At 69.7% G+C, this 10,425-nt stretch carries 13 protein-coding genes and 3 pseudogenes; 11 read left to right on the top strand and 5 right to left on the bottom strand.

Translation table 11 applies throughout. The features are described 5' to 3' along the window. Positions 1-24 precede the first annotated feature (24 nt). The 7 genes and pseudogenes from cysT (at position 25) to M3Q23_00605 (ending at position 4,681) form a co-directional block, all read left to right on the top strand. Positions 25-810, top strand: a complete 786-nt coding sequence (cysT, locus tag M3Q23_00635) for a sulfate ABC transporter permease subunit CysT (protein ID MDP9340620.1) — start codon at positions 25-27, stop codon at positions 808-810. Next, the gene (locus M3Q23_00630; GenBank protein ID MDP9340619.1) at positions 807-1,700 is read left to right on the top strand and encodes a sulfate ABC transporter permease subunit; all 894 of its coding nucleotides are present in this window, start codon (positions 807-809) and stop codon (positions 1,698-1,700) included. The genes cysT and M3Q23_00630 overlap by 4 nt, the downstream gene beginning before the upstream one ends. Beyond that, positions 1,701-2,795: a sulfate/molybdate ABC transporter ATP-binding protein gene (locus M3Q23_00625; protein ID MDP9340618.1), complete on the top strand. Its 1,095-nt coding sequence runs from the start codon at positions 1,701-1,703 to the stop codon at positions 2,793-2,795. Positions 2,796-2,870: 75 nt separating this feature from the next. Next, positions 2,871-3,353: pseudogene (locus M3Q23_00620) on the top strand (ATP-binding cassette domain-containing protein). Then, positions 3,350-3,595, top strand: a pseudogene (locus M3Q23_00615) (RNA-binding protein). Before M3Q23_00620 ends, M3Q23_00615 begins: the two co-directional pseudogenes overlap by 4 nt. Positions 3,596-3,681: 86 nt before the next feature. Continuing rightward, positions 3,682-4,470, top strand: a complete 789-nt coding sequence (locus M3Q23_00610; protein MDP9340617.1) for an ABC transporter permease — start codon at positions 3,682-3,684, stop codon at positions 4,468-4,470. A gap of 19 nt (positions 4,471-4,489) precedes the next feature. After that, positions 4,490-4,681 carry a YezD family protein gene (locus tag M3Q23_00605; protein MDP9340616.1) on the top strand — a complete coding sequence of 64 codons (192 nt, stop codon included), beginning with the start codon at positions 4,490-4,492 and terminating at the stop codon, positions 4,679-4,681. A 174-nt stretch (positions 4,682-4,855) separates the two neighbouring features. Here the strand turns inward: M3Q23_00605 and M3Q23_00600 are convergent, their stop codons facing one another. Then, complete coding sequence (locus M3Q23_00600; GenBank protein MDP9340615.1) at positions 4,856-5,203, bottom strand: DUF983 domain-containing protein; 348 nt, start codon at positions 5,201-5,203, stop codon at positions 4,856-4,858. A gap of 135 nt (positions 5,204-5,338) precedes the next feature. Here M3Q23_00600 and M3Q23_00595 point away from each other — a divergent pair, with 135 nt between their 5' ends. After that, positions 5,339-5,707 (top strand): NYN domain-containing protein, encoded by a 369-nt coding sequence (locus tag M3Q23_00595; protein ID MDP9340614.1) that lies wholly within the window; start codon positions 5,339-5,341, stop codon positions 5,705-5,707. Positions 5,708-5,716: 9 nt separating this feature from the next. Here the strand turns inward: M3Q23_00595 and M3Q23_00590 are convergent, their stop codons facing one another. The 3 genes from M3Q23_00590 to M3Q23_00580 form a co-directional block, all read right to left on the bottom strand. Beyond that, positions 5,717-6,592: an SDR family oxidoreductase gene (locus M3Q23_00590; GenBank protein MDP9340613.1), complete on the bottom strand. Its 876-nt coding sequence runs from the start codon at positions 6,590-6,592 to the stop codon at positions 5,717-5,719. Between the two features lie 77 nt (positions 6,593-6,669). Further along, positions 6,670-7,041, bottom strand: a complete 372-nt coding sequence (locus M3Q23_00585) for an MmcQ/YjbR family DNA-binding protein (protein MDP9340612.1) — start codon at positions 7,039-7,041, stop codon at positions 6,670-6,672. Between the two features lie 33 nt (positions 7,042-7,074). Next, the gene (locus M3Q23_00580; GenBank protein MDP9340611.1) at positions 7,075-7,323 is read right to left on the bottom strand and encodes an SHOCT domain-containing protein; all 249 of its coding nucleotides are present in this window, start codon (positions 7,321-7,323) and stop codon (positions 7,075-7,077) included. A 103-nt stretch (positions 7,324-7,426) separates the two neighbouring features. On the opposite strand from M3Q23_00580, the gene M3Q23_00575 reads away from it, so the two are divergent. Next, positions 7,427-7,804: an ATP-binding protein gene (locus tag M3Q23_00575; GenBank protein ID MDP9340610.1), complete on the top strand. Its 378-nt coding sequence runs from the start codon at positions 7,427-7,429 to the stop codon at positions 7,802-7,804. Between the two features lie 37 nt (positions 7,805-7,841). On the opposite strand, the gene M3Q23_00570 is transcribed toward M3Q23_00575, so the two are convergent. Next, positions 7,842-8,480, bottom strand: coding sequence for a Crp/Fnr family transcriptional regulator (locus M3Q23_00570; GenBank protein MDP9340609.1), 639 nt, complete (start codon positions 8,478-8,480; stop codon positions 7,842-7,844). 381 nt (positions 8,481-8,861) lie between these two features. Between M3Q23_00570 and M3Q23_00565 the strand changes: the two genes are divergently transcribed. Together M3Q23_00565 and M3Q23_00560 are read left to right on the top strand one after the other, a co-directional pair. Beyond that, positions 8,862-9,038 carry a hypothetical protein gene (locus tag M3Q23_00565; GenBank protein ID MDP9340608.1) on the top strand — a complete coding sequence of 59 codons (177 nt, stop codon included), beginning with the start codon at positions 8,862-8,864 and terminating at the stop codon, positions 9,036-9,038. Positions 9,039-9,909: 871 nt separating this feature from the next. Continuing rightward, a pseudogene (locus M3Q23_00560) lies at positions 9,910-10,299 on the top strand (transposase). The last annotated feature ends 126 nt before the right edge of the window (positions 10,300-10,425 follow it).

The raw sequence follows: 10,425 nt of genomic DNA, 5'->3' as shown, positions 1-10,425 counted from the left end.
GGCGCGGCTCTCGGCCGCTGGTCCCTGCGCGGCATCGCCCTGCTCTACCTGGGGCTGATGGTCCTGCTGCCGGTGGCCGCCCTGGTCGACCAGGGATTCGCCGGAGGATGGGGGGCGCTGCGGAGCGCGATGTCGTCGTTCGGCGCGTGGGAGGCCATCCGCCTGACCGTGACCATGGCCGCCGGCACCGCCCTGGTCAACGCGGTGTTCGGCACCCTGCTGGCCTATGTGCTGGTGCGGATGCGGTTCCCGGGACGGGGCTTCCTGGCGACGGTGGTGGACCTGCCGTTCGCCGTCCCCACGCTCGTCGCGGGCGTGATGCTGGTGGCGCTGTACGGTCCCAACTCCCCCGTGGGCGGCTTCCTCGAGCGGCACGGGATCCACATCATCTTCGCGCAGCTCGGGATCCTCCTCGCGCTGCTGTTCGTCACCCTTCCCTTGGTGGTGCGGACGGTGCTGCCGGTGCTGCTCGAGCTGGACCCGGCCGAGGAGGAAGCGGCCAGGGTCCTCGGCGCCGGCCGGTGGACGACCTTCCGCAAGGTCATGCTCCCGGCGCTCCGACCCGCCATCGCGGCGGGCGCGCTGCTGGCCTTCGCCCGGGCCCTCGGGGAGTTCGGGGCCATCGTCATCGTGTCCGGGAACATCCCGGGGCGGACCCTCACCGCCCCGGTGTTCATCTTCCAGCTGGTCAGCCAGTTCCGGTACCCGGAGGCCGCGGCCGTCTCGGCGGTGCTGTTCGCGCTGTCGTTCGTGCTGGTGCTGGCCACGGAACGGCTGGTGGCCAGACGAGCGGACGTGTTCTGGACATGAGCACCGAGGCGCTGGACCGTGCACCGCTGCCTCCCGACGAGGGAACGCTCGACGTCGTCCGTGCGGACAACGCCGATGCCCGCCGGGGCCGGCGGGTCCGCGCCCTGATGCTGGCGGCCGCGCTGCTCTACGTCACGGCGCTCCTGCTGGCGCCGCTCGGGGGCATCGTGTACTCGGCCCTGAAGTCGGGTCTCGGGACGATCGCGCACACGTTCACCCAGGCCGACGTCCTGCACGCGCTGTACCTGACCTTCCTGATCATGGTCATCACCGTGGTCGTGACCGCCGTGTTCGGCGTGATCGTGGCCCTGGTGCTGGCCCGGGACCGGTTCCCGGGGCGGCGGCTCCTGTCGGGCGTCGTGGATCTGCCGCTCGCCATCTCCCCGGTCATCGTGGGCCTTGCGGCCGTGCTGCTGTTCGGCCGGGGCGGCTGGTTCGAGCCGTTCTTCACGGCGCACGGGATCCAGGTCATCTTCGCGCTTCCGGCCATGGCCCTCGTCACCGTCTTCATCTCCATCCCGTTCGTGATCCGGGAAGTGATCCCGGTCCTGGAGGAGCTCGGGACCGAGGAGGAACAGGCGGCCTGGACCCTGGGCGCGTCCCGCTGGCAGGCGTTTCGCCGGGTGACCCTCCCGAACATCCGGTGGGGGCTGCTCTACGGGATCGCGCTGTCGGCGGCGCGGGCCATCGGCGAGGTGGGAGCCGTGATCATCGTGAGCGGGGCCCTCCAGGGGAAGACCGAGACCGCGACGCTGTACATCCTCCGCGCGTTCGACCAGCGCCAGGACGCACAGGGCTACATCGTGGCGCTGACGCTGGCGCTGTTCTCGATCGTGCTGTTGCTTGCCATCGAGCTGGTGAAACGCAGGCAGATCCGGGAGGTCGGGTAGATGGGAGCGACGATCGCGGTCGAGGGACTCGTCAAGCGCTTCGGCTCGTTCACGGCTGTTGACGGGGTCGGCTTCGAGGCTCCCGAGGGGAAGATCACTGCCCTGCTCGGGCCGAGCGGGTCCGGGAAGAGCACCGTGCTGCGGATGATCGCCGGGCTGGAGCGGCCCACGTCCGGCCGGATCACGCTGGCCGGGGAGGACCAGACGGACTCCGCCGTCCAGGAGCGCCGGGTCGGGTTCGTGTTCCAGCACTACGCCCTGTTCCGGCACATGACCGTGCGCCAGAACGTGGCGTTCGGGCTGTCGGTGCGCAAGGAGTCGAAGGCCAACATCCGCAAGCGCGTGGACGAGCTGCTGGACCTGGTCCACCTGGGTCCCTTCGCGGAACGGTATCCGCACAACCTTTCCGGGGGCCAGCGCCAGCGGGTGGCCCTGGCCCGGGCCCTGGCGCCGCACCCCAAGGTGCTGCTGCTGGACGAGCCGTTCGGTGCCCTCGACGCCAGGGTCCGGCGCGATCTACGCCACTGGCTGGACGGGCTGCACCGCGAGCTCGGGGTGACCAGCCTCCTGGTCACCCACGACCAGGAGGAGGCCCTCGAGCTGGCCAACCGGGTGGTGGTGATGCACCTGGGCAAGGTGGAGCAGATCGGGTCGCCGGAGGAGATCTACAACGAGCCGGCCACGCCGTTCGTGGCGGGGTTCGTCGGGGCGGCCAACGTCATCCAGGGGAACGTCCGTGACGGGCACCTTCGGTTCGCCGGCCAGGCCCTCGCGGGCGCCGACCACATCGGCGAGGGCGAGCCCGCACAGGCCTACATCCGTCCCCACGACGTGCGTGTCTCCTCGACCCGCAACAACGGGGACTCCGTGGCCGCGTCGCTGGACCGATCCAACAACCTGGGATGGATGTCCAAGCTGCACCTGCGGCTGGACGACGGGCAGACTCTCATCGCGCACGTCCCCAACGAGGACCTCGGGCAGCACCAGCCCGGCGACCGGGTATGGGTGGACCTGCGCAACGCGAAGATCTTCGCCCCTGCCGACGGCGAGGCACCCTCGGAGCCGGCGGACGGCGGCATCCGTGCGGTGGTCTGAGCAGGCGGACCGGGGGGAGCGCCGGACCGGCCGCGAGGCTCCCCCGCCCCGGCCGCTCGGACTATCCTGCGGCCCATGAGAGCCGGCGCGGCCTCCCGGGTGCACGCCCTCCCCGACCCGGAGCCGGGCCTGCCGAAGCTCTCGGTGCGCCAGGTCACCAAGAGCTTCCTCACCTCGCGGGGGGACGTCGTGCCGGTGCTGGACGGCGTCTCCTTCGACGTGGCCCCCGGCGAGTTCGTGTGCCTGCTGGGCCCCTCCGGCGGCGGGAAGTCGACTGTGCTGAGCATCCTGGCCGGGCTGGAGCGCCCGGACGGCGGTGAGGTCCTGATGGACGGCCGGCCCATCGCCGGCCCGGGGCCGGACCGCGCCGTGCTGTTCCAGGACCCCGCCCTGTTTCCCTGGATGAGCGTGCGGGCCAACGTGGAGTTCGCCCTGAAGATGCTGGGCGTGCCGCCGGCAGACCGACGCGATCGCGCCCAGGCGTGGCTGGCGACCGTGCACCTCTCCCGGTTCGCCGACGCGCAGCCCCACGAGCTCTCCGGGGGCATGCGGCAGCGGGCCGCGCTGGCCCGCGCGCTGGCCTGCCGGCCGGAGGTGCTGCTGGCGGACGAGCCGTTCGGGCCGCTCGACGCCCAGGCCCGGGAGGCCCTCCAGGGCGAGGTGCAGCGGGTGTGGGCCGAGACCGGGACGACATTCGTGTTCGTGACGCACAACGTCCGGGAAGCCGCCCTGCTGGCCGACCGGGTCCTGCTGATGTCGGCGGCCCCGGGCAGGCTCCTGGAGGAGTACCGGATCCGGGCTCCCCGGCCCCGTTCCCTGGAGAACCCCCTGCTGTCCCGGGTGGTGGCCGACATCCACGACCAGCTCGAACTGGAGGTGAGGAAGGTTGTCGCGCGCGAGACGGGCGAGATGGGCGAGGGGCCAGATCTGGCCTAGGGTCCTGGCCCTGGCCGCCGTCGTCGGCGTGTGGTGGCTGCTGTCCGCGACCGGGGCCGTCGCAGCGAAGAACCTCCCCAGCCCGGCCACGGTGTGGACCGCCCTGTGGGACCGGATCGCGAACGGCAGCATTCCCGTGGCCGCCTCACGGAGCCTCATCCGCCTTGTGTTCGGCATGGCCGTGGCCGCCGTGTTCGGGACCCTGGTCGGGGTGTGGATGGCGTCGTCGCGGATCGTGCAGCGAAGCCTGGGGAGCCTGGTGGTGGGGCTCCAGGCCCTCCCCCCCATCGCCTGGCTGCCACTCGCGGCCCTGTGGTTCGGGTTCAGCGAACGCGCCGTGGTGTTCGTGGTGATCGTGGGGGCGTTCCCGGCCGTGGCCATGGCCACCGCCGGCGGCATCCGCCAGGTCTCGCCGCTGCTGGTCCGGGCGGGCCGGACGCTCGGTGCCCGGGGATGGCGCCTGTACCGGGAGGTGGTGGTGCCGGCGGCCGTGCCGAGCTACGTCGAGGGCCTCCGTCAGGGCTGGGTGTTCGCGTGGCGTTCCCTCATGGCCAGCGAGCTCATCGTGCAGGGGGGCAAGGGCCTGGGGCACTCCCTGGACCGGGCGGGGCGGCACTTCGACGCGCCGACCATCCTCGCGCTGATGGTGGTGATCGTGGTGATCGGGCTGGTCATCGACCTGGGGTTCGCCGCCTGGGACCGCAGGGTGCGGGCCCGGCGCGGGCTGGTGCCGGCATGACCGGCATGAGGACTCGTCGTTGAATCCGCCGGAGGCGGCCCCGGACTCCTCGGGCGCGGAGAGCTTCGCCTCGCTGTCTCCGCAGGAGCAGCAGGTCCTGCTGAAGGTGGCCGAGATCCTCAAGCGTCTCCAGTTCGGCACCGTGCTGCTGGTCGTGCAGGACGGCAAGGTCGTCCAGATCGAGATGGCCGAGAAGTTCCGCCTCCGGTAGAGCCGCCCGCGCGTTGGTACCTCGGAATGGATTACCTGATGGCCCCGGAGAACACGGGAGAGGACACCCGGATGATGGGCGACGTGCTGCGGGGCGACAAGGTCCGCCGGCGCAAGCCCGGGCGGATGGACACCGGCCGCACGTCCTGAACGCGGCTTCGGCGTCGTTCCGCGGTCACAGGGCCGACTCGTCGACGTCCGGATCGAGCTTGCGGTCCATGTGCATGTACAGCACCCGGGAATACCGGAACACCACCGGGACCAGCGGCAGGTAGATGGCCGCGCTGACCAGGCACAGCATCCCGATGGCGAACAGGCTGCCGTTCGGCAGCACCAGCCACAGGATGCCGAAGATGGCGAACACCAGCACCAGCGAGAGCAGGTAGCTGACGTACATGGCCCCGGTGAAGTAGCCTTCCTCGCGCTCGAACCGGAGCCCGCACACCGGGCAGCGTTCGTTCATGTCGACCAGGCCCCGGTACACCCGCCCGGCGAAGCAGCGAGGGCAGCGCTGGCGGACCATGGCCGCCAGCCGCGACGACGACGGTTTGGGGACGGCGCCCGGACGTGGACATGCACCATGAACCGTACCCACTACGATCGGGAACCGATGCCGGCCACGGGGCGACGCCGTTCCACTCGATTTCTGGTCGATGGGATGAACCTCATCGGATCGCGCCCCGACCGGTGGTGGAACGACCCGGACCGGGCGGTCCGGCGCCTGGTCGAGGAGCTGGAACGGTACGCGGCGGCCTCCGGCAACGAGGTGACCGTGATGTTCGACCGCCGGCCCCCTGACCTGGAGCCGGGAGCGCACGGGCCCGTGCAGGTCGCGTTCGCCTCACGCCGCGGGCGCAACGCGGCGGATCACGAGATCGTGCGGATGGTCTCCGAGGACCTCGCCCCCCAGACGGTGGTCGTGGTCACATCGGACCGCCGCCTGGTGGAGCGGGTCCGGGAGCTCGGGGCCGCCGTCGAGTCCTCCGGCACCTTCCGCCGCCGCATCGACGAGACCCTCGGCCCATGACTCCCCCGGTCAGGCCGGAGAACGCTGCCTGACCTGCTTCTCGCTGACCTCCCAGAGACGGCGCGCGGCGTCCATGTCCTGCGCCGCGTGGGTGGGGGTGGCCCGCCGCTTGTCGACGAAGTACCCGCCGCTTTCCCCTTGCAGGTCCGGTGAGTCCACCAGCCACACCAGGGTCTCGGCGCCCTTCTCCGGACTCCGGGAGAACGGCTTGACGATGGTCATCCCGAGTCGCATCAGCCATCCGTTGTTGCGGTTGAAGCCGCTCGCGACGAGCCCGGGATGGAAGCAGTTCGCCGTGACGCCCGTGCCCTCGAGCCGTCTGGCCAGCTCCGCGGTGAACAGGATGTTCGCCAGCTTGGTCTGGCCGTACCGGGTGAAGCCCCGGGCCCCGTAGGACCGTTCCGCGTCGAGGTCGTCGAACGGGATGCGCGCGCCCCTGTGGGCGTCCGAGCTCGTGGTGACGATGCCGGCCGGGGCGCTGTGGACCAGCCGGTCCAGCAGGAGCGTGGTCAGCAGGAACGGAGCGAGGTGGTTGACGGCCCAGGTGAGCTCGACGCCGTCCTCCGTGACCTGCCTCGAGGCGTTCATGGCGCCGGCGTTGTTCACCAGCACGTCCACCGCCGGATACCGTTCCAGCACCTCGGCGGCGAGGTGGCGGACCGACGTCTGCGACCCGAGGTCGGCCAGCAGCACGTCCACGGCCGTGCCGGCGCCACCGGCGCCCTGGATCCGCGCGACCGCTTCCTCCGCCCTCGCCTCGCTGCGGGCCACCAGGGCGAGGTCGGCCCCGAGCCGCGCCAGCGCCTCGGCGGCCGCCAGGCCGATGCCGTTCGTCGCGCCCGTGATGAGGACGCGCTTGCCGCGCACCCCCGTCCACTCCGCCATGGCCCTCGCTCCCTTCGGCGATCCAGTACGCGATCCTACGTCGGCATGGTGCCGTCACCCGTCGAAGGGAGCGAGGGTCACCGCGCGGGTGCCCGCCGGTCCAGCTCGGCCACCAGCCGCTTCGGAGCGACCAGCCGGTAGCTCTCCTCCACCCAATCCTTCAGGACGTCGAGCGGCGGCGTGGTGTCGCGGAACGGAACGTCGACCCATCCCGCCCGACCGAGGCCGTACCCGGTCGGCGCCGTGCCGGGAACGAGCATGGCCTGCTCGTGCGACTCGCGGAGCTTCACGGTCATCCCCGGGTCAGAGCGGCCTGCGGTACCCAGGAACGCGAAGACCTTCCCGGCGGCCTTCGCCACGTCCTCTCCCCAGGGATGGTCCTCGTAAGCCCCCGGAAAGCTCAGCGCGAAGGCGAGAACCTTGCGACGGGTCTCCTGCGGGCGGCTCACCCGTACCTCCCGCGCTCACGCACGGCCCGGGCGTCATTCCCCCAGGATGCGCTTCTTCTGGGCCTGGAACTCCTCGTCGGTGAGCACCCCACGGTCGTGGAGGTCGGCCAGCCTGGTGAGCGTGTCGACGAGATCCCCGACCGGAGCCGGGCCCGGCGCTGACGAAACCGAGGGCATCTGCGCCATGGCTGCCTGCTGGGCGGCCGCCGCGCGTTCGGAGACGGACGCCCCCGTGAACTGCTTGATGGCGGTGGCCTGGCCTCCGAACACGGCGGCGATCATCCCACCGCCTCGCGGCCGCCCGCAACACTTCTGAGGGTTCGCCGGCCCGGGACGGGGTAGTAATGTCGGGTAGCGAACATATCCCCGACCCCGGAGCGGCCCCGTGGAGTTCACCAGGACGTTCGGCCACTCCCTGGCCGCGCCATCCATGGCCAGGAGCTCTCTCGATCGGCTGGCTCAGACGATCTCACCCGACGAGCTGGACGATGTCCGTCTGATCGTGTCCGAGCTGGTCACGAACTCGGTCAAGCACGCGGGCCTCCACAGCGGCGATCGGATCCGCATGACCGTGGACGTCTCGCCCTCGCGTCTGCGAGTCGAGGTCACGGACCCCGGTGGGGGCTTTCCCGCAGGGCCTCACCAGGTGTACGCGCAACACGGACGTGGCCTGGCCATCGTCGATCATCTGGCAGAGTGCTGGGGCAGCGAAAGCGGCGACGAGACGACGGTCTGGGCCGAGATGAGCCTTCGCGACGGCTGAGTGACGGGCGAGCCCGAGGCCCATACCCCCGGACAGGCTAGGGATTTCCGAGGAGTTGCTCGTAGACCCGGCGGACCGTCTCGTAGCACTCGCAGGAGGCCTCTTCCAGAGCCGCTCGGTCCAGGACCGTGATCCCGCCCCGCCGGTACGTGATGAGGCCCGCACGTTGCAGCCCGCGAGCCGCAACGGACACGGAAGGACGGGTCACCCCGAGCATGTCGGCCAGGAACTCCTGGGTCAGCGCGAACGTGTCCCCCTCCACCCGGTCGTGGGTCTGGAGGAGCCACTTGGCCGTGCGTTGCTCGATCTCGTGCGCGGCATTGCAGGCGACGGCCTGCGCGATCTGGGCGAAGAGCGCCTGCGAGTAGGCCATCATGATGCTGAGGAGGTTGCCGTTGGTGTCCCCGTCCGTCTCCGCCCGGAACGTCTCGATGTCCATGGTGAGCATCCGGCCGGGAACCTGGGACAGGGCCTGGCTGTTGTCGAGCGCCTTTCCACCCAGGAAAGCCGGTATTCCGACCATCCCTTCCATTCCGACGGTGGCGGTCTCGATGGCCACTCCATTTTGGAGCGGGGTCATCAGGGAGATCACCCCCGTCAGGGGGAAGTACACGCTGTGAATCTTCTCGCCGGGCCCGACCAGCATCTCGTGCGGGGTGATCGGGGCCTCACGCATGAGCGAGACCAGGTCACGCCGTTGCTCGATGGGAAGCGCATCCAGAAGCCGGTTGCCAGTTCCATCAACGGATCGCACAGAGGCGCCCATCAACTCGACCCTTCGTCAGGGGAGGCTCACTGGTAACCCGGGCCGAGTGAGGCGGCTGCGGTTCAAACCCGTCTGGCGGGGCCGAGTACACCGGCAAGAATCCGGTGAATGTCCAACCCGAGACTGTGCGCATCACGGGGGGCCTGTCAAGTGCACAGCGGAGAAAGCGTCCCATTTGTCGGGTGCAAGACAGACGGGCGCCCGGTCCACTCGTAATCTCATCTGCCTATGGACGGCGGGGCGGTCCCCGGCAGTTCGCTGTCTGGCATGCGACCGGACTCCTTGTCGGGGGTGAGCTGGACGCCCGAACCGGGGGAATCACTGTTCGAGCTGACGCTGGCTCTTCTTGCCCACCTGAAGGACGAGTGGGGCGCCGTCGTCACCGAGGTCGACCTCACCGATTCGGGCCACGGCACGATCACCGTGGAGATTCCGGTCTCCCCGACCGGGACGGGCGCCCGTGTCTAGGTGCCCGGTCTGCCGGTCGGTCCGGGTCGTCTCAGTTCACGTATCGCCACTGGAAGTACGTCCCCAACTGCGGGGGGAACCCCTATTACAAGGTCAAGCCGTATCACTTCATCGGGGGCACTCAGAACGGCGGTAGCACTGCCTCGCTCGATGGCCAGTGTGGGAGCACCTATCCGAAGGCCACCCCTTATGATCCCGACACCTATCTCCTCAAGTGGGACAATCAGGCCTACAAGTTTGGCGCTGCGTTCTCGGCGTTCGGGTTCACGCTCGGAGGTGCTGTGAGCGGATTCTCTACCAAGGTCGAGGCCAGGTGGAATTTCGGGCACGCCTACTCGAAATACTGGGTGTGCGGACCCAATCAATATCCGACGCTGTCCGAACGGGTGTTCGCCGGTCCTAACCTGTGACTCGTGGGCTGGGGGCGCTCTCGATACTGATCGCGCTAGCGGCCTGCTCCCGTGCGCCGGAGGCAGGTCCACTGGCATGGCCGCCCGCTCACAGGATCGAGATGGGTGGATGGGTAGATCCAGGTCACCCATTCTCGGTGGGCTCCGTGAGTGTGAGAAACGGGACAACCAGCCCGGCAGTTCTTGAGCGAGTCTCCCTCATCGGCGCTACTCCCGGACTCCGGGTGCTGAGTATTGGGGTGCCGACCGATGGGGTGGGCTTCGTGCGGAGCCTGATTCCGGTCCGTCCGCTTCAAGGCTACGTGGTCCGGCCGCATCAAGAGGTCCTGATTTCTTTGGGACTGCTCGTGACCCAGGATGGCAACTTTGGATTCGACGCGGTCAGACTGGCCTATAGGGTAAAGGGGGTATCCATCTGAGTGCGGTAGCCTCTACATCTTGTGGTGGTGCCGTCGTCGGGGCTGCGGGGCGGTAGGGACTACCCCAGGTCCTACGCGGAGCTGCTCGCCTTCTTCCCGGACGACGCGGCGTGTGCGGACTACCTGGACTGGCTGCGGTGGCCGAACGGGTTCGTCTGCCCGACGTGCGGCGGGGCGAGGGCGTGGCAGATGGGGGACGGCCGGTGGTGGTGCGAGGCGTGCCGCCGACGCGTGTCCGTCACGGCGGGGACGATCTTCCACGGCACGCGCACGCCGCTCACGGTGTGGTTCGCCGCCGCCTGGCACGTGACCGCCGGGAAGAACGGCGTGTCGGCGGCGACCCTGCACCGGCTGCTGGGGTTCGGCTCCTACCAGACCGCGTGGGCGATGCTGCACCGGTACCGCACCGCCATGGTGCGGCCGGGCCGGGACTGTCGGCGTTCACGGAAACCACCAGTTGAAAGGGCTCGCGTTCAAGTTATCCACCAGTCCCGCGTTCACGTAATCCCGCAGTTCTGAGGCGGGAGGTCCACCACCTGGGCTCCTTGTCAACGTAGG

The organism is Actinomycetota bacterium (assembly GCA_030774015.1).
Lineage (GTDB): Bacteria > Actinomycetota > UBA4738 > UBA4738 > JACQTL01 > JALYLZ01.
The sequence above is the reverse complement of the archived record's forward strand: the minus strand, read 5'-3'. Positions and strand labels throughout refer to the sequence as shown.

Coding starts and splice junctions, on each gene's coding strand:
- M3Q23_00595 (MDP9340614.1), top strand. CDS start 5,339: ATGAACCTCATCGGATCGCGCCCCGACCGGTGGTGGAACGACCCGGAC.
- M3Q23_00580 (MDP9340611.1), bottom strand. CDS start 7,323: ATGATCGCCGCCGTGTTCGGAGGCCAGGCCACCGCCATCAAGCAGTTC.
- M3Q23_00630 (MDP9340619.1), top strand. CDS start 807: ATGAGCACCGAGGCGCTGGACCGTGCACCGCTGCCTCCCGACGAGGGA.
- M3Q23_00570 (MDP9340609.1), bottom strand. CDS start 8,480: ATGCGTGAGGCCCCGATCACCCCGCACGAGATGCTGGTCGGGCCCGGC.
- M3Q23_00590 (MDP9340613.1), bottom strand. CDS start 6,592: ATGGCGGAGTGGACGGGGGTGCGCGGCAAGCGCGTCCTCATCACGGGC.
- M3Q23_00600 (MDP9340615.1), bottom strand. CDS start 5,203: ATGGTCCGCCAGCGCTGCCCTCGCTGCTTCGCCGGGCGGGTGTACCGG.
- M3Q23_00625 (MDP9340618.1), top strand. CDS start 1,701: ATGGGAGCGACGATCGCGGTCGAGGGACTCGTCAAGCGCTTCGGCTCG.